The organism is Mycobacterium sp. NGS39, from assembly GCF_059812765.1.
Genome location: NZ_JCALDH010000001.1, coordinates 147,801 through 164,965, shown reverse-complemented (window position 1 = coordinate 164,965; position 17,165 = coordinate 147,801). Strand labels below are relative to the sequence as shown.

Genomic DNA, 17,165 nt, shown 5'->3' with positions numbered 1-17,165 from the left:
GTGCGTCTAGAACAGCTGCCAGTCGTTGGCCCCGTCGGGCTTCTGGGTGCCCACAGAGTTCTTGACGACGATCGGGTCGCCGCTGCCGAAGTTGTCGTAGAACCACTTCGCGTTGTCCGGGCTGATGTTGATGCAGCCGTGGCTGACGTTGCGCTTGCCCTGATCGCTCACTGACCACGGCGCGCTGTGCACGAAGTTGCCGCTGTTGTCGAAGCGCACCGCGAGCTGCACGTGCACTTTGTAGCCCTGCGGCGAGGTGTTGGGCACGCCGTAGGTGGCCGAGTCCATCACGATGTCGGGGAACTTCTCGAGCACGTAGTAGGTGCCGTTCGGAGTGTCGTGACCGGGCATGCCCATCGAGATCGGCATGGTCTTCTCGACCTTGCCGTTGCGGGTGATGGTCATTTGGTGGGTGGCATTGTCGGCCGTCGCCACCAGCTCGTCACCGGTGCGGAAGCTCGACTTGGTCCCCGCCGCGTCGATGTTCACGGTCGCGCGCGCGGGCCAGAACTTCAACGGCCGCCAGCGCACCTGGCTGTCGTTCATCCAGTAGAACCGGCCGGGCACAGGCGGGTTCGACGAGATGTGGATCGCCTGCTCGGCCATCGGGCGGTCGGCGATCGGCACCGCGAAGTTGATGATGATCGGCTTGGCCACGCCCACCATCGCGCCGTTAACGGGGTTGAACGTCGGCGGCCGGAACGGCGGGGTACCGGTGAACGGCGTCGGATTCTGGCCGGCGGGCGTGCCTTCGGGGATCGCGGCGGGTGGCGCGAGCGGGTCGACCGGCGGCGGGGTGGCCGACTCGCCCGGGGGTGGCGCGGGCGCTGCCAGCGGATCGGCCGGCGGCGCTGCCGGCGGTGCTGCTGCGGGGGGATCGGCCGGCGGAGGCCCCGGGTCGACGGGGGCGGCGTCCACGGGTTGCGGAGACGGAGGCAGATTCGGATCCGGGTCGGCCAGCGCCGACGGCGTCGCGACGAGCACCGCGCCAGCCACACCGGCTACGCAAAACACCGAGGTCAAGGTCTTCTTCACGCCCGGCCACGACGCCCAGCGCCCTGCGGCTCCGGCTCGTCTACTCATCAACCCTCCAGACCTTCAGGTGCCCCCAGTGTGGCACAGCGGGCGGGGCCGTCCGGACCACACGCCGGTCCCCCGTCGCTCGACAGCTATCTAGGCCATCCGTGTGAGCTGGGAATTCGTTACACCCGCGAGCTCAGGACCGCACCAGCCTGGCTATCGCCGCCGACGCTTCGGCCAGTTTCGCGTCGGCCTCGTCCCCGCCGGCCGCGACCGCATTGCTGACGCAGTGGCTGAGGTGTTCGTCCAGCAGAGCCAGGGCGACGGCCTGCAGGGCACTGTTGACCGCGCTGATCTGCGTGAGCACGTCGATGCAGTACTTGTCGTCGTCGATCATCTTCGCGATGCCGCGGACCTGGCCCTCGATCCGGCGCAGCCGTTTGGCGTAGTCGTCCTTGCGCTCCGAATACCCTTGTGCAGCAGCCATTCACCCTCCCAGCATCTGCTTCATCTGGTCGATCTCGGCCTGCTGCGCGGTGACGATCGACCGAGCCAGATAGATGACGTCCGGGTTCTTCCCGTGCGCGATCTCGTCTTGGGCCATGGCGATCGCGCCGCGGTGGTGGTCGATCATCGACGTCAGCCAGAGCCGGTCGAAGTCGGCGCCCCGGGCGGCCTTCAATTTCTCGATCGTGTCCGCGGCGACCATGCCGGGCATCGGCGCGCTGTGGCTGTCATGGGCCGAGGCGCTGTCACCGGGGGCGTCCCACTGCATCAGCCAGGCCCGGAACGCCTGGATTTCCGGTAGCTGGCTGGTGGTGATCCGGTTGGCCAGCTCGATGAGCTGCTGGTTGGTGGTGTTGGTGGGCACCATCTGCGTCATCACCAGCGCCTGCTCGTGGTGGGCGATCATCTCGCGCGCGAACGTGAGGTCGTTGGCGTTGTGGTCCTGCTCGGCGGACGTCTGCGAGGTGGTGTGAGCGGTGTGCTGGTTCCCGCCGCAGCCCGTGACGAGGCCGAGCGTCAGCAACCCCAGCCACAGCGCCGTGATCAACCTCATGTTCCCACTGTAGCCAGTACCCCCGAGGGGTATGGGCTGCGGCTGACGTGCGCGTCGCCGAAGGCATACTTGAACCCATGCCGGACATCAAGCCCCGCAGCCGCGACGTCACCGACGGGTTGGAGAAGGCCGCCGCCCGCGGCATGCTGCGGGCAGTCGGCATGGACGACGACGACTTCGCCAAACCGCAGATCGGTGTCGCGTCGTCGTGGAACGAGATCACCCCGTGCAACCTGTCGCTGGACCGGCTCGCCAAGGCAGCCAAGGACGGAGTGTTCGCGGCCGGCGGCTACCCGATGGAGTTCGGCACCATCTCCGTGTCCGACGGCATCTCGATGGGCCACGAAGGCATGCACTTCTCGCTGGTGAGCCGTGAGGTGATCGCCGACAGCGTCGAGACCGTGATGCAGGCCGAGCGGCTCGACGGCTCGGTGCTGCTGGCCGGGTGCGACAAGTCCCTGCCCGGCATGCTGATGGCCGCCGCCCGCCTCGACCTGGCATCGGTGTTCCTCTACGCCGGCTCGATCCTGCCGGGCCGCGCAAAATTGTCCGACGGCACCGAGCGCGACGTCACGATCATCGACGCGTTCGAGGCCGTCGGCGCATGCGCCCGCGGACTCATGTCGCGCGAAGACGTCGACGCGATCGAGCGCGCCATCTGCCCCGGCGAAGGGGCCTGCGGCGGCATGTTCACCGCGAACACCATGGCCAGTGCGGCCGAGGCGCTGGGCATGTCGCTGCCCGGCAGCGCCGCCCCGCCGGCCACCGACCGTCGCCGCGACGGGTTCGCCCGCCGCAGCGGCCAAGCCGTCGTCGAGCTGCTGCGCCGAGGCATCACCGCCCGCGACATCCTCACCAAAGAGGCGTTCGAGAACGCGATCGCCGTGGTGATGGCGTTCGGCGGATCCACCAACGCCGTGCTGCATCTGCTCGCGATCGCCTTCGAGGCCAACGTGAAGCTGACGCTGGACGACTTCACCCGCATCGGCGCCAAGGTGCCGCATTTGGCCGACGTGAAACCGTTCGGCCGGCACGTGATGTTCGACGTCGACCGGATCGGCGGAGTGCCCGTGGTGATGAAGGCGTTGTTGGATGCCGGGCTGCTGCACGGCGATTGCCTCACCGTCACCGGCCAGACCCTGGCGGAGAACCTGCGCCACATCGACCCACCCGACCCCGACGGCAAGGTGCTGCGCGCCCTCGACAACCCAATCCATCCGACCGGCGGCATCACGATCCTGCACGGCTCGCTCGCCCCCGACGGTGCGGTGGTCAAGTCGGCCGGGTTCGACTCCGACGTGTTCGAAGGCACCGCAAGGGTTTTCGAGCGTGAGCGCGCGGCGCTGGACGCTTTGGAGGACGGCACGATCCAGGCCGGCGACGTCGTGGTGATCCGCTACGAAGGCCCGAAGGGCGGCCCGGGCATGCGTGAGATGCTCGCGATCACCGGGGCCATCAAGGGTGCCGGGCTGGGCAAGGACGTGCTGCTGATCACCGACGGCCGCTTCTCCGGCGGCACCACTGGCCTGTGCGTCGGGCACATCGCCCCCGAGGCCGTCGACGCCGGCCCGATCGCGTTCGTGCGCGACGGCGACCGGATTCGCCTCGACGTGCCCAACGCCACGCTCGACGTGCTCGTCGACCCCGACGAATTCGCTTCTCGCCAGCAGGGTTTCACGCCGCTGCCGCCTCGCTACACCACGGGTGTGCTGGCCAAGTACGTCAAGCTGGTTGGCTCGGCAGCCCACGGCGCCGTCTGCACCTAGCCCGGCCTTTTCCCGCGAGCGCGCGTGTCTGTACACCGACACGCCGCGAACCAGTGCGCAACTGTGCACGCTCGCGCCGAAGCGATGCCGACGGCCGCGGTGGCCGCCCGGGTGGCGTCGAGCACGGGGTCGGCGCCGATCAGCAATCGGTCGAACATCGCGTCCACGTCCGCCGGATCGGGCTCACTCACGGTGTCACGCTAGCCGCGCACGCCTTCTTTCATGTACACGACGCGCAAGACGTGTTCGACCTCCGGCCCCATCACGATGCCGGCCAGCTCACAGAACGCGCCGACGAACGGCGGCCCGTGCGCCGGCGTCACGTCGCATAGATGGTGCGCGATCTCGTGCAGCACAACGAGTTCCCGCAAGGCCCAGCGGTCGCGGGCAGGCACTGCTATCACCGCGTCGGCACCTCGGTGTTCATAGTGCGCGGCGGTCTCACCGCGCCGGGGCCGCACAGACACCGCACGTGTATCCGGCCAACGCCGTTGCACCGCAGGGTGATTCAGAACGGAGTCCACGTAGCTCTGCACCGACTCCACGGACGCGAACCGCGCTTCGGGCGGAAGGGTCAGCGCGGCGCCGAAAAACTCCACCGACCACGACCCCCGCTCGTCGGCCCGGTCGAACAGCGTGCGCACGAACTGTTCGGCCGCATAGACCTTGGCCCGCTGACTGTCTCGGGTCATCGCCTCTGCAGCGGAGTGCGCCCATTGGGCAATTCGGTGCTGCCGCCGAGCCGGGCGTGTCGGGCCGCCCTGTCGCCCGCTCGCCTGGCCGCCGACGAGAAGCCGGCCGACGCCCGATGAGCCTGCCAGGTGCCGCGCGCCTTCGACTCCCGGCCGTAGAAGTCCGTCAGCTCGATCTCTTTGTTGCGCAACGCGATTGCGGTGCCAGGCCGAGACGAGGCGCTGTTTCGCACCTCGCGCGTCGCCTCCTCCCGCGCCTGCGCCAGCCGCTGGCCGATGCGAGCGCCAAACGCCAGCTGGAAGTTCAGCCTTGCGGTAATGGTGGGCGTCGGCCGGTGTGCACCACTTGCCAGGTATGCCTCGGACGCGCGCACCATCTGCATCACCAGGCTGGCGTACAGCGCATGGCTGGCGTCGATGTCCTCGGGAAAACCGTACGCATAGACGAACGAGGAGTTGCTGGCAACGTCGACCTTCACGTCGTTGGCGGCGGCGATGACCGCGAACAGCTGCACGTAGGTGCGTAGCCCCTTGGTGCCGGCCGCCCCGATGGTGATGGTTCGCTGCACAGGGGCCTGCGCTTTGGTGCGCACCGCCGCGTGAGCGCGCGCGACGGCCAGATCGATGGATGTCGCGGTGGCCAGCCGTTGCGCCGCGGCCATGAACGCCTCGGCTTCGTGCGGATTGTCGGTGCCCTCGGCCTGGCGCAGCAGGGCCGCGATGCGCCCCAGCATCTTGTCGTCGGTCATGGAGGCCACGCTAAGCGACCGATCCGACAAAGGCGTTCAGCGCGCCGACCACCTGCGCCGACAGCGGCTGGCCGTTGGCGTAGTCGGTGATGTTGTCGGTGGGGTCGTCCTTGAGCACGTGGTTCACGCCGTGCAGTTCGACGAACGTCAGACGGGTGTGCGCGAACGCGCCGGCCAGCGGCCGCATCGCGTCGCAGCGGGCCTGCGCGTCGGAGTCGCTGCACGTCAGCAGCACGGCGGTGCCTGACGGGACGCGCGCCGCCAGTGCCAGCGGGTCGATCGCGTCGGTCGCCAGCACCGCCTTGACGTTGCCGGGGTTGAGGATCGCGCTCAGCCCGTTGGGCAGCTGCGCCGGCACGGTGCCGTCGGTTCGCGCCGACGCGACCGCCGCCGTCCACGCCGCGATCACGTCCTGGCCCTGCTGCGGTGTGGCGCGGCCGGCCTTCACTTGGGCGTCCACGTCGGCCCGCACCCGCGCGCTGATCAGGTCGAGGTAGCGGCCGGCCAGCGGCGCAAACAGCCCGAGCGCGTGGATCTTCGGTGCGCCCGGGCCGGTGTCGGAGGCCAGCATCATCGCGTGGACGGCGCCCTCGCCATGCCCGAACACCGCGATCCGGTTCGGGTCGACGTCCCGCTGAGCCGCCAAGAAGCGGACCGCGGCCTTGGCGCCGGCGGTGTACACCGCGCTGTCGACGTCGGCCGGGCGGCCCGCATACGGCCCCAGGCCGGTGCGGCCGGTGCCCAGCTTGTCGTATCGCAGGCTGGCCACGCCGCGATCGGACAGCAGGCTGGCGAGGGTGCGCTGCGTGCCGATCTTTCCGGCGACCGCGTTGTCGCCGTTGCGGTCGGTGTTGCCGCTCTCGGAGATCAGCAGCGCCGCCGGGCCAGGCGGCGCGTCGGCGCGGTGCCGATAGGTGCCGTAGATCGTCAAGCCCTCGGCGCCGAAGCTCACCTCGTCGTCCACCCAGACCGGCGCCCGGTGCGTCGACGAGCAGCCGCCGACCCACACCAGCGCCACGATCAGCCAGGAAAAGCCAAGCGCCGCAACCGCTTTCACAAATAGGTTTCGATCCACGCGGTCACGTCGTCGAGCACGAGCTCCTTCTCGGGTTCGTTGAACACCTCGTGGTACAGGCCGGGGTAGACCTTGAGCACCACCTGCGGCGAGGCGACATGCTCGACCAGCATGCGGCTGCCTTCCACGCTGATCAGCCGGTCGTCTTCACCGTGCACGATCAGCAGCGGAGCAGTCACCTTGGCGGCCAGCTGCGGCTGATGTTCGCCCACCTCCAGCAGCGCGCGCGTGATTCCGGCGGGCAGCCAGCCGTGGTAGACCAGCGGGTCGGACTCGTAGGCGGCCACCACCTGGGGGTCGCGGGACACGGCGTCAGCGGGAAGCTTGCGCATCGGCAGCCCCGGGAAGAGCCTGCCCAGCGCCTTGCCGAGGACCGCCAGCGGTTTGGGCGCTTCCAGATGCGCCGCGACCGCCGGCCCCGACAGCACCATCGCGGTGTAGGTGTCCGGGTACTGGGCGCCGTACGCGAAGACGATTCCGCCGCCCATGCTGTGACCGACCACCACTCGCGGCAGGCCCGGATAGTCCGAGGCCGCAATCGCGACGAGCTTCGCGAAGTCCTCGGTGTAGTGCGACAGGTCTTTGAGCCACACCCGCTTGCCGCCGGAGCGGCCGTGGCCGCGGTGGTCGAGCGCGTAGGTGACCAGGTCCGCATCGCCGAAACGCCGGGCGACGTGGTCGTAGCGGCGTGCGTGTTCGGCGTATCCGTGGGAGAGCACCACGACGCCGCGTGGACTGGTCTCCGGCGTCCACACGTCGTAGACGATCCGCACCCCGTCGACGCCGTCGAAGGACCGCTCGGTTCGGGTGGTGAGCATGGGGCGAGCGTAGTGGCGCGCGTAAGCTCGGCGCCGTGAGCGTCCTCGCCCGCGAGTCTGACGACGAGTTCCTGGTCCGTGCGGAGCCACACCGGCGTGAGCTGCTGGCGCACTGCTACCGGATGACCGGATCCCTGCACGACGCGGAGGATCTGGTGCAGGAGACCTACCTGCGCGCGTGGAAGGCGTACTCGGGCTTCCAGGGCAAGTCGTCGCTGCGCACCTGGCTGTACCGGATCGCGACGAACACGTGCCTGACGTCGCTGGAGGGACGGCAGCGGCGGCCGCTGCCGAGCGGACTGGGCGGACCCGACGCCGATCCGGCCGACGAGCTCGTCGAGCGCCGCGAGGTGCCGTGGCTGGAGCCGCTGCCCGCCGACCCGTCGGAGATCGTGGAGAACCGCGAGTCGGTGCGGCTGGCGTTCGTCGCCGCGCTGCAGCACCTGTCGCCGCGGCAGAGGGCCGTGCTGGTGCTGCGCGACGTGCTGCAGTGGAGGGCCGCCGAGGTGGCTGAGGTGATCGGAACGTCGACGGCGGCGGTGAACAGTCTGCTGCAGCGGGCACGCGCTCAGCTCGAGGCCGTCGGCCCCGACGATGCGCTGGCTGCCCCCGATTCACCTGAGGCGCAGGACCAGCTGGCGCGCTACATCGCGGCGTTCGAGAAGTACGACATCGACGCGTTGGTGGAAATGTTCACCGCCGAAGCGGTGTGGGAGATGCCGCCGTTCGTCAACTGGTACCGCGGACCGCAGGCCATCGGCTCACTCATCCATCTGCAGTGCCCCGCAGAGCAACCCGGGGACATGCGGCTGATTCCCGTCACCGCCAACGGGCAGCCGGCCGCCGCGATGTACATGCGCGAGGGCGACAAACATGTGGCGTTTCAGCTGCATGTCGTCGACTTCACGGCCGACAGGGTGGCACATGTGGTGGCGTTCCTCGACACCACGCTGTTCGCGAAATTCGGCTTGCCCGACTCCCTGTAGCCACGGCACGGCGCCGCCGGCGGAGATCGTTCTACCCTGGGCAGCGTGAGCCCAGACGTGCGCCGCGCGGCCGACCGCGCCGTCACCACGACCGACTGGCTGACCTCGCGACACTCGTTCTCGTTCGGCGACTACTACGATCCCGCCAACACCCATCACGGCCTGCTGCTGGTCAACAACGACGACATCGTGAAACCCGGCGCAGGGTTTGACACCCACCCGCACCGCGACATGGAGATCGTCACATGGGTGCTCAGCGGGTCGCTGGCACACCGCGACTCGGCGGGAAACGCGGGCGTGATCCGGCCCGGCCTCGCGCAGCGGATGTCGGCCGGCACCGGGATTTTGCACTCAGAGAAGAACGGATCCGCAACGGAGCCAGTCCATTTCGTGCAGATGTGGGTGGTTCCCGACGAGACCGGCATCGAGCCGGAATACCAACAGCACGAGGTGGACATCACCGGCGGGTTGGTGCCCATCGCGTCCGGCAAGAACCCCGATGCTGCGGTCGCGATCCACAATCGCCACGCCACGCTGCACGGTGCGCGGCTGCAGCCCGGCGACACCGTCACGCTGCCCCAGGCGCCCTATCTGCACCTGTTCGTGGCCCGAGGTGCCGCGACGCTGGAAGCAACCGGCTCGCTGGACGAAGGTGACGCCGTCCGGCTCACCGCGTCGGACGGCCAGCAGATCACCGCGACCGCACCGGCGGAGATCCTGGTCTGGGAGATGCATGCGGGCCTGGCGGCGTAGCGCGGCAGCCATCGCGGTCACCGCAATCGCGGCCGGATGTTCGACGGTGCCGACGCCACCCGCGGCGCCGGGGCAGAACCCCGCGGGTCTGGTCCCGGTGACGGTGCAGGTTCCACCGCAGCTGGCGCAAGCGCCGTTCGATGTCGCCCGCCAAGCGCTCGTACCGCCCGGCTGGACGATGGCGTTGTGGGCCCGGGTCCCCAAAGCGCGGTTGGCCGCGTGGACGCCGGACGGCGCGCTGCTGGTGTCCGTGCCGGCCGACCGCAAGGTGCTCAAGTTGACACCGGGGCACCAGGAGGTGTTGCTCGACGACTTGTCCGGACCGCACGGGCTCGCGTTTCGCGGCTCGACGCTTTATGTCGCGGAGAGCAACCAGATCGATGCCTACACCTATGCCGACGGCCGGGCCGCTGGTCGACGTGTGGTCGCCGCCGGACTGCCCGACATCAGCAGCCCCGAGCTGCACGGCGCCTATGAGCACACGCTGAAAAGCGTTGCGGTGGGCCCAGATGGCGCCGTGTACTTCTCGATCGGCTCTACCGGCAACGTCTCCGTCGAGGACCGCTCGGCGACCCCGGAGCGGGCCACGATCAACCGGATCCCGCCGCAGGGCGGTCCCTTCGAGGTCTTCTCGCGTGGAGTGCGCAACGGCACCGGGCTGGCGATCGCGCCGGACGGCTCGGTGTGGACCGCGGTGAACAATCGTGACAATGTCGCCGACCCGCGCCCCGGACCGTCGTACGGAAAGGTGATTCAGGACTACGTCGACGACCACCCACCGGAGTCGTTCGCGCGCCTGCGTGCCGGTCGCGACCTCGGCTGGCCGTTCTGCAACCCGGACGGCGAAGGCGGCCCGGTGCCGCTGGTGCGCGATGTGCAGACCAATCCCGATGGCAGACAACTGGATTGCGCGCGGCTACCGGCCATCGAGCAGACGCTCGGCGCGCACGCAGCGCCGCTGGGCTTGTCCTTCGTCGACGGTGGCTTACCGCCGCCGTACGCGTCGGGCGCGCTGGTCGGTGTGCACGGGTCGTGGAATCGGCAGTCACCGCGCGCCCCGGAGGTGTCGTGGTTTGCTTGGCAGAACGGCACTTTGGGCCGGCAGCAGACTTTGGTCGGCGGATTTCAGGCGCGCGACGGCTCGCGTTGGGGCCGTCCGGTTGCCGCGGTGGTGGGACCCGACGGCGCGGTGTACATCACCGACGACGACGCTGGCGCGGTGTACCGTGTCGCGCCGCCGGGTCGCTGACTGACTACGCGCGGGGTGTTCGAGCGCCGCGACCGGTGACTCCGACGTAGATCGCGATCAGCACGATGGCCGCGATGATCCCGACGAAGAACGGAATCCACTCGAAGCCTGCATTGCTGTTGGAGTAGCCGACGGCATGGGTGACCCACGAGCCGATCAGCCCGCCGATGATGCCGAGCACGATCGTCATCAGCACGCCGATGTTCTGCTTACCCGGCATGATCAGCCGCGCCAGTGCACCGATGATGATTCCCACGATGATGGCACCGATTATCGATCCGAACACTGTTGCTCCTTTGCCCGGGCGTCGGGTTGACGCCGACGTCAACGTGTTCCCTTCCAAGAGCCACTTCTAACCCCGCGGACACACGGTCGCGCCACCGGGACCAGACCGTGACGGTTTCGTGACTGAAGTGGCAACTGTTGCTGTTGGGATGGACCCGTGCCGATGTCCACAGCAATCCTGCTGCGCCTGGCGGCCGCATTCGCCGCGACGACGCTGTGCACGATGCTGTCCGCGACGCCCATTGCGCGCGCTGACGACGCCCGCTCGGTGCTGCTGGCCGCGATCGCCAACACCAAAGGGTCGTACCTCGTCTACAACTTCGGCGGGGATTTCCCGGCCCCGTTCCGCAACGCCGCCGGTTCGGAGTACACGCTCGCCAACGGCGGGCATCTGATGATCATCAAGAACGCCTCGACACGCCTGAGCCCGCGGCTTCTCGTCGACACGCACCAGAGTTTTCAGGCCCGCTGTGAACGCGACCCGCGGGCGCGCACCAACGAAGGACTGTGGCAGGCGTCGGAAACCTATACGCCTCTGCAGGCGTGGCAAATGCTGGGCCGCCCGGTCATCGCTGTCAACGCCAATTTCTTCGACGTGCGCGGCCAGAAAGGCGGCTCGTGGAAGCAGACCAACTGCAGCTCGCCGCTGGGCGCGTACGTCGACAACACCAACGGGCTCGGCCGCGCGAACGCCGCGGTCACCGGCACCGTCGCGTACGCCGGCAAGCAGGCGCTGTCCGGCGGCGACGAGGTCTGGACGGCGCTGGCCACCATGATCCTTCCGGTGGGCGGCACCCCGTACGTCGTGATGCCGAAGGACGACCGGGACTACGACGCCGCCTCCCCGGAGATTCAGCGCCTGCTCGACGCAGGCACCCGGTTCGTCGCGGTGAGCGGCATCGGCCTGCTGGCCCCCGGCGCCACGGGACAGCTGGGCGACAGCGGTCCGAGCGCGGCACGAACTGCCCTGGGCTACAACCGAACTCGCGACGAAGTCTATGTGTTCCAGGGCGGCAGCTACACGCCCGACAACATGCAGGATCTGTTCCGCGGTCTGGGCGCCGACAGCGCAGTGCTGCTCGACGGCGGTGGATCGTCGGCGATCGTGCTGCGCCGTGACACCGGCGGCATGTGGTCAGGGGCCGGATCCCCCAGAGGCAACTGCGACACCAGGCAGGTGCTGTGCGACTCCCACGAGCGGGCGCTGCCGAGCTGGCTGGCGTTCAACCTCTGAGCGCGTCTTTGGCCGCCGCTTCGGCCTGCGCGCAATAGGCGCCGCCGAACAACACGACGTGCGCCAGAAGCGGATACAGCTGATGCAGTCCGACGCGCTCACGCCAACCCGCAGCCAGGGGCCGCACGGACTGGTACCCGTCCAGAACGGCATCGAGATGCGGGCATCCGAACAGCGCGAGCATGGCCAGGTCGGTTTCGCGATGGCCGCCGTGCGCGGCGGGATCGATCAGAACGGCGCCGCCCGACGTCCACATCACGTTGCCGCTCCACAGGTCGCCGTGCAGCCGCGCCGGGCGGTCGCCGTCGTCGAATTCGCCCGCGCCGCAGCGTTTTGCGACGTCGGTGACCGCGGCACGGCCAGCGGCCGACAACCGCGGCGCGGCCAGCTCTGCCATCGGCGACAGCCGTTCATGCGCATAGAAGACTCCCCAGCTGTCATGCGGTGTCAACGACATCGGCAGCGGGTGCGTCAGCGGCCCGAAGAAGCCCGGCCCGCTCCAGCCGTCAGGCGGGGCGCCGAACGCGGCGGCACCGGCGTCGTGGGTGACCGCGAGCCGGGCGCCGAATTCGCGGGCCGCCGCACGGGTGGGTGCCGTCGTGTCGAGTCGGCGCAGCGTCAGGCTGGTGTCGTCGTAACCGAGCACCTGCGCGCACGGCACCCCACCGTCGACGGCTGCGAGCCAGCGCAGCGCGGCGGCTTCACACGCGAAAAAGCCATGCGGCGCAGCGGGATTGCGTTTGACGAACTCGCCGCTCACCCCGCCTCAGGGCGCCAGGCGGGTCAGGTCTTTCGAGGTGATCCACGGCATCTTGGTGATCACCCAGTCAGATCCCTTGCGCTGCATGCTCAGCCGGTAGGACACCAAGAAGAGCTTCGGCACATCCTTGGTGCTGGCGCTGGTGTAGCTGATGTTGGCGTACACCATTGCGGTGGCATCGCTGCCGTCCACCGACTCCACTGCCGTGCCGACGACTTCGGCGCTGCGCTTGACCTGGTTCTGCTTGTTGGTGGCGGCCAATGCGTCGATCTGCTTGGCGTACGCGTCTTTCAGCTCGCCGCCGAGGTACTTCGACGACCGCGCCGGCAGCTGATCCATGTCGTCGGGGGTGTACGTGAACAAGGTCGTGATCGCATCGGTGGCGGTGCGCGCGATCGTCATCTTGGTCGCGGCCGCCGCACGGTCGGCGAGGTAGGGCTGCAGCATCGAGCCGGCGAACGCCCCGGCGATCACGAACAGCACGGCGGCCACGGCCACGGCGATCGTGATCCGCCGGCCGGCGGGCTTGCGCTCGATGAACTCGACGGGCTCGTCGTCGCCTTCTCCTTCACCCGCGGCCTCGGTCGCGACGTCAGCCGACGGTGCAGCATCCGATGCGGCCCTCCGTCGGCGAAACCAACTGCGGCCCTTGGCTTCTGGTGCAATCTGCGGATACGCGTCGGATGCCGGCTCCTCGACCGCGGTGCTCTCGGGTTCCTGTGCCGACGGTTCGACGTCACCCGCCTGCGGGCCCTCCGCAACGGATGCCGGCTCGTCCGCCGATTCCGCGGTGGCCGCAGTGCCCGCCGGTGTGACCGTGCGCGGCCGGAAGTATCTGTGCCGGCCGCCGCGCTTGCCCACCGGCACCCGACGTGCGGTCGGCTCGTCACCCTCGGTCGCCGACTGGTCGCCGGCGTCTGCGTCGGTCAGATCACTTGTGTCAGTTGGCTGATCTTCCACTGCTGCCCTTCCTTGACGGCCGTGACCACCCACCGGTTGCCGCTTTCCACCGGCTTCCTCGGCTCGCCGGCGGTGGTGTCGATCTTCGTCGCCACCAAAACGCTGACGCTGCCGTCGTCGTGCCACTTCTCGATGCCGGCCTCGATGACCGTGCCCTTGGTGGGTTCGGCCCTGGCGACCTGAATCAGGATCTCGTTCTGCTTGTCCTTGAACTCCTTGGCGAACTGGCCCGTCGCCTCCGCGAGGATGCGGTCCCCATAGTCGTTCGCGTGGAACGGATCCAGGCTGGTGTACTCGGTCATGAAGTGACCCACATAGCCGAGTGCGTCGGCGTCGCGCGCGTTGGCCCTCTCGTCGGATACGTGCGACCACAGCATCAGCCCGCCCAACGTGATCGCTGCCGCCACCACCAGCGATGCCAGCACGCTCAAGCCCGCCAGCCCCAAGACATAGCCGAGCCAGTCCCGGCGGCCGCGGGTGACAACAGCAACAGCGACCTGCTCTGCGCCCGGCTCGATCCTGCGCCGCGGACTCATCGCGGACCTCTGTTCAATGCCGGCTGCGGCAACACGGTCAGCTCCGAGACGCGCCAGGTGCCGTCGCGCGATTTCTCGAAAGCCACCTTTGCGGTGGCGGTGATGAAACGGACTTCTTGCTGCTGGGCTTGCCGCTGCCCCTGCAGGAACACCAGCATTGTCGCGTGGTCCGGTGTGGTGCCGGGAAGCACAGAACTGGTCACGGCCCAGTATTCGTTGTTCGCGGCCGCGTTCTTCTCGACGACGTGCTGCTGCTTCACCAACTCGTCGCGGTAGCTGTCAGTCACGAGGTTCTGCGCGCGCGCGAAGTCGTCCTTCATCGAGCCGGCGTTGTAGGTCAGGATCTGCTCGACGATGTGCGGGCCCTGATCGGCAATCTGGCTGCGAGCCGTGTCGACGGCCTTGTCGTGCCGGTACACCGTGAGATACGTCAGCCCGGCGCCGGCCGCGGCCAGCAGCGCTCCGACGGTCAGCACGGCCCCGACGGCGCGGCGCACCGGAGGCTGCGCACCGACGCGACGGACTTCGGTGCGCAGCAGCAGGTCTGCGAACGTGCGGTTCCGCGAATCCCACAGCGGCCACAGCCAGCCGACGAACAGCGCGGCGGTATCCAGGAGATGGGCCACATCGCGCGCCACCAGCCGGCCGATTCCAGCAGCGTCACCGTCGCGGCGCACCACCCTGATGCCCAACAATGCCCGGCCCAGCGTCCAGCCGGTGACGGCCGGCACCACCAGACGGTTCAGCAGCATCGCCACCAGAACCAATCCGCCGGCCACGATCGACCCCCACCACGACCAGCTGTACATCTGTGCTGTCGTCACCGCCAAGGCCACCGCGGCGACGACGCCAAGAGGGAACAGCACGTCGAGCGCAAAAGCGCCTGCGCGCGACCACCACGACGCGACGGACGGGCTTTCGATCTGTTCGGTGACCGACTGCGCGCGCGTCTCCTCGGCGACGAGCACGGTCAAGTCATCACCGGGTCGAGCTTGGCGATTCTGTAACGGCCGTCTTCAGGAGCCATCTGCGCACGCAGCCGCAGGCCGGTTTCCTGGTTCTGGGCGTCAGGATTGGACGGCACCTTGAACCGGAATGCCACCAGCACGTCGATGGTGCCGTCGTCGTTGTGCCGTTCGACCGCGGCGCGCATGTTCGTCACCTCGACCTTGACGTTCGCCGCCTGGTACGCCTCGACCATCATCGGCGCCATCATCTTGGCGTACGCACCGAAGTCTCCGGTCGAGCAGTCGATGATCTTCTGCACGCTGGCCGCCATTGTCGCCGGGTCCGGCGCGTTCGTCGCCGACACGCAGTCCTTGGCGGCGCTGACCGCCTCCTGCTCGGCGCGCGCCGATGCCCTCGCGTTGGCGTGCGATCGCAGCGCCAAGTAGCCGCCTGCCCCCACTCCAAGAGCAAGCACCAGCAGCACCGCGAACATCGCGACGAACCAGCCGCGGGTCAGCCGTGACGGTCGGTCCTCAGACGGTTCCTGCGCTTCGGGAGACTCGGGAGCCGAATCGGCCGGTGCCTCGGTGACGTCCTGAGCGGTCTCGTCGGTCTCGTCGATCTCTTCGGCCTCGGCGGTGTGCGTCGGGTTCAGCCGGCTGGCGCCAGCATCTCCTTCCATCCGTCGTCTCCTGTATTGGTTGAATCCTTCACGCTGTAGCGTGACCCGTCCGGCGCGACCACCTCACCACTTTGCGGGTTGTACACCGCGGTGGGCACCTGTGCCGGTGTGTAGGTGCACGGGTTGGGCTGCTGGCCGCTGCAGGTCACCGTACCCTGCCCGGGCCGCGACAGTTCATCACTGACCGGCGGCACCGGCGGCGGCAGCAGATTGGCCGGCAGCGGGTTCATGCCGTTGTTGATACTGGGCGCCGGAATCACCCGGCCCGGATCCACCGGCTGATCACAGCGCGCCGCCGGCGCCGGACACGTCAGAATCTGGTTGGGGTCGCCGTACCAGGGGTTGGTGCCCATCGGCACATACGGCTGATCGCTGCGGCACTCGATGGGCGTGGCGGCCCGCTTGTCCGGCACATCCGCGCACGGATAGTTACGCGCGCCGCGCACTGCGAGCCCCTGATAGTCCTTCGGGATCTTGCAATAGGTGCCGGTCGGCAGCGGCGCTGTCGACGTGTCGGCGGGTGAGCGCCACTGCGACGGCGGCAGGAAACCGGTCAGACACGGCGGCGGAACGTTCAACGCAGAGCCGAAGCCCGGCGGCACGGCCTGCATGGTCAACGCCCCCGCACCGATGCCGACGAACAACGGACCCAGCCCAAAGTTGATGATGGCGTACCCCGGATAGATCGCGGTGGCGGCCTCGGCGATCGTCGCGCCCTGCGGAAGGATCACCAGCGACTGTTCGACGCCTTTGTGGTAGCGCTTGAGCAGGTCGATGACGATCTCGAGGTTGGCCAGCGTCTGCGGCAGCGAGTCACGCACATCGGAGAACACCGAGTTGAGCTGATCGGCGGTCGGGGCGGCCTGCTGCAGCCCGCTGCGCAGCGCGGCATCCTGCTCAGCAGCTTGTGTCCCGATGGAATTCAGGTTCGCCGCCCAGGTTTCGATGTTGTCGCGGGAGTTGACCTGCGAGTCCAGGATCGGCGACGAATGCGCGATGATGTCGTTGACCGGGGTCAGGTTGTCGCGGAAATCGCTGGCGATGTTGGTGGTCGAATCCACCAGCCGCTGCAACGCCGGCCCTAGTCCGCCGACCGCCTGCGATGTCTCGTTGAGCAACGTCGCGATCTTCTCCTTGGGCAGCGCGTTGAGCCCGCGGTTGGTGGCATCTAGCGCCGGTCCCACATCCGAGGGCACCGTGCTCTTGGTGATCGTCTGCCCGTCGCGCAGATACTCCTTGGAGTTGCCCGCCGGCACCAGGTCCAGATACTGCTCACCGACCGCCGACACCGAATGCACGTTCGCCGACGCGTTCTGCGGAATCTTGTAGCGCTCGTCGATGCTGAGCGTCGCACGCGCCCCCCGCTCGGTGGGCTCCACTTCAGTCACGCGCCCGATCGCGATGCCCCGGTACGTGACGTTCGCCGTTTCGTACAGGCCACCCGAGCGCGGCAACTCCGCGTAAAGCGTGTACTGCCCGATCCCTATCAGCCGAGGGATCCGTAGGTAGTACCAGCCGAGGACCAGCAGCGCGATCACCGTGAGTACAACGAACAAGATGAGCTGGATCCGGATGAAGCGCGTGATCATGGC

Annotated in this window: 19 protein-coding genes and 1 pseudogene; 5 read left to right on the top strand and 15 right to left on the bottom strand. The window is 68.5% G+C overall.

The genetic code is table 11. From position 1 onward, the window contains the following. Positions 1-6: 6 nt before the first annotated feature. From AC5Y39_RS00835 to AC5Y39_RS00825, 3 genes are all read right to left on the bottom strand, one after another. The gene (locus AC5Y39_RS00835; RefSeq protein ID WP_500015835.1) at positions 7-1,083 is read right to left on the bottom strand and encodes a L,D-transpeptidase; all 1,077 of its coding nucleotides are present in this window, start codon (positions 1,081-1,083) and stop codon (positions 7-9) included. A gap of 133 nt (positions 1,084-1,216) precedes the next feature. Then, the gene (gene ricR, locus AC5Y39_RS00830) at positions 1,217-1,507 is read right to left on the bottom strand and encodes a copper-sensing transcriptional repressor RicR (RefSeq protein ID WP_500015834.1); all 291 of its coding nucleotides are present in this window, start codon (positions 1,505-1,507) and stop codon (positions 1,217-1,219) included. Continuing rightward, positions 1,508-2,080, bottom strand: a complete 573-nt coding sequence (locus AC5Y39_RS00825) for a DUF305 domain-containing protein (protein WP_500015833.1) — start codon at positions 2,078-2,080, stop codon at positions 1,508-1,510. Between the two features lie 77 nt (positions 2,081-2,157). On the opposite strand from AC5Y39_RS00825, the gene ilvD reads away from it, so the two are divergent. Continuing rightward, complete coding sequence (ilvD, locus tag AC5Y39_RS00820; RefSeq protein ID WP_500015832.1) at positions 2,158-3,846, top strand: dihydroxy-acid dehydratase; 1,689 nt, start codon at positions 2,158-2,160, stop codon at positions 3,844-3,846. Here ilvD and AC5Y39_RS00815 read toward each other — a convergent pair. The 5 genes from AC5Y39_RS00815 to AC5Y39_RS00795 are packed head-to-tail and all read right to left on the bottom strand — an operon-like array spanning position 3,843 to position 7,180. Next, positions 3,843-4,037 carry a hypothetical protein gene (locus tag AC5Y39_RS00815; RefSeq protein WP_500015831.1) on the bottom strand — a complete coding sequence of 65 codons (195 nt, stop codon included), beginning with the start codon at positions 4,035-4,037 and terminating at the stop codon, positions 3,843-3,845. The genes ilvD and AC5Y39_RS00815 overlap by 4 nt on opposite strands. 9 nt (positions 4,038-4,046) lie before the next feature. Further along, entirely contained in the window at positions 4,047-4,538 is a 492-nt protein-coding gene (locus tag AC5Y39_RS00810) for a TIGR04338 family metallohydrolase (RefSeq protein ID WP_500015830.1), read from the bottom strand. Beyond that, positions 4,535-5,287 carry a DUF2786 domain-containing protein gene (locus AC5Y39_RS00805; RefSeq protein ID WP_500015829.1) on the bottom strand — a complete coding sequence of 251 codons (753 nt, stop codon included), beginning with the start codon at positions 5,285-5,287 and terminating at the stop codon, positions 4,535-4,537. The genes AC5Y39_RS00810 and AC5Y39_RS00805 overlap by 4 nt, the downstream gene beginning before the upstream one ends. A gap of 10 nt (positions 5,288-5,297) precedes the next feature. Further along, entirely contained in the window at positions 5,298-6,344 is a 1,047-nt protein-coding gene (locus tag AC5Y39_RS00800) for an alpha/beta hydrolase family protein (protein WP_500016110.1), read from the bottom strand. Then, positions 6,341-7,180 carry an alpha/beta hydrolase gene (locus tag AC5Y39_RS00795; RefSeq protein WP_500015828.1) on the bottom strand — a complete coding sequence of 280 codons (840 nt, stop codon included), beginning with the start codon at positions 7,178-7,180 and terminating at the stop codon, positions 6,341-6,343. Before AC5Y39_RS00795 ends, AC5Y39_RS00800 begins: the two co-directional genes overlap by 4 nt. On the opposite strand from AC5Y39_RS00795, the pseudogene AC5Y39_RS00790 reads away from it, so the two are divergent. From AC5Y39_RS00790 to AC5Y39_RS00780, 3 genes and pseudogenes are all read left to right on the top strand, one after another. After that, positions 7,128-8,166 (top strand): annotated as a pseudogene (locus AC5Y39_RS00790) (sigma-70 family RNA polymerase sigma factor). The gene AC5Y39_RS00795 and the pseudogene AC5Y39_RS00790 overlap by 53 nt on opposite strands. Before the next feature lie 45 nt (positions 8,167-8,211). Then, positions 8,212-8,919 carry a pirin family protein gene (locus AC5Y39_RS00785; protein ID WP_500015827.1) on the top strand — a complete coding sequence of 236 codons (708 nt, stop codon included), beginning with the start codon at positions 8,212-8,214 and terminating at the stop codon, positions 8,917-8,919. Continuing rightward, a complete protein-coding gene (locus AC5Y39_RS00780; RefSeq protein WP_500015826.1) occupies positions 8,900-10,168 on the top strand; it encodes a PQQ-dependent sugar dehydrogenase in 1,269 nt (422 codons plus the stop codon). The genes AC5Y39_RS00785 and AC5Y39_RS00780 overlap by 20 nt, the downstream gene beginning before the upstream one ends. A 4-nt stretch (positions 10,169-10,172) precedes the next feature. On the opposite strand, the gene AC5Y39_RS00775 is transcribed toward AC5Y39_RS00780, so the two are convergent. After that, positions 10,173-10,454 (bottom strand): GlsB/YeaQ/YmgE family stress response membrane protein, encoded by a 282-nt coding sequence (locus AC5Y39_RS00775; RefSeq protein ID WP_500015825.1) that lies wholly within the window; start codon positions 10,452-10,454, stop codon positions 10,173-10,175. Positions 10,455-10,616: 162 nt separating this feature from the next. On the opposite strand from AC5Y39_RS00775, the gene AC5Y39_RS00770 reads away from it, so the two are divergent. Next, a complete protein-coding gene (locus AC5Y39_RS00770; protein ID WP_500015824.1) occupies positions 10,617-11,687 on the top strand; it encodes a phosphodiester glycosidase family protein in 1,071 nt (356 codons plus the stop codon). On the opposite strand, the gene AC5Y39_RS00765 is transcribed toward AC5Y39_RS00770, so the two are convergent. The 6 genes from AC5Y39_RS00765 to AC5Y39_RS00740 are packed head-to-tail and all read right to left on the bottom strand — an operon-like array spanning position 11,677 to position 17,162. Further along, a complete protein-coding gene (locus tag AC5Y39_RS00765; protein WP_500015823.1) occupies positions 11,677-12,447 on the bottom strand; it encodes a fructosamine kinase family protein in 771 nt (256 codons plus the stop codon). The two genes, AC5Y39_RS00770 and AC5Y39_RS00765, sit on opposite strands and share 11 nt — an antisense overlap. Positions 12,448-12,453: 6 nt before the next feature. Continuing rightward, the gene (locus tag AC5Y39_RS00760) at positions 12,454-13,407 is read right to left on the bottom strand and encodes a mammalian cell entry protein (RefSeq protein ID WP_500015822.1); all 954 of its coding nucleotides are present in this window, start codon (positions 13,405-13,407) and stop codon (positions 12,454-12,456) included. Further along, a complete protein-coding gene (locus tag AC5Y39_RS00755; protein WP_500015821.1) occupies positions 13,374-13,943 on the bottom strand; it encodes an Rv1363c family protein in 570 nt (189 codons plus the stop codon). Before AC5Y39_RS00755 ends, AC5Y39_RS00760 begins: the two co-directional genes overlap by 34 nt. Next, the gene (locus tag AC5Y39_RS00750) at positions 13,940-14,917 is read right to left on the bottom strand and encodes an RDD family protein (protein ID WP_500015820.1); all 978 of its coding nucleotides are present in this window, start codon (positions 14,915-14,917) and stop codon (positions 13,940-13,942) included. The genes AC5Y39_RS00755 and AC5Y39_RS00750 overlap by 4 nt, the downstream gene beginning before the upstream one ends. Beyond that, positions 14,914-15,573: an Rv1363c family protein gene (locus AC5Y39_RS00745; RefSeq protein ID WP_500015819.1), complete on the bottom strand. Its 660-nt coding sequence runs from the start codon at positions 15,571-15,573 to the stop codon at positions 14,914-14,916. The genes AC5Y39_RS00750 and AC5Y39_RS00745 overlap by 4 nt, the downstream gene beginning before the upstream one ends. Further along, positions 15,543-17,162, bottom strand: coding sequence for a virulence factor Mce family protein (locus AC5Y39_RS00740; RefSeq protein ID WP_500015818.1), 1,620 nt, complete (start codon positions 17,160-17,162; stop codon positions 15,543-15,545). Before AC5Y39_RS00740 ends, AC5Y39_RS00745 begins: the two co-directional genes overlap by 31 nt. Positions 17,163-17,165: the final 3 nt, after the last annotated feature.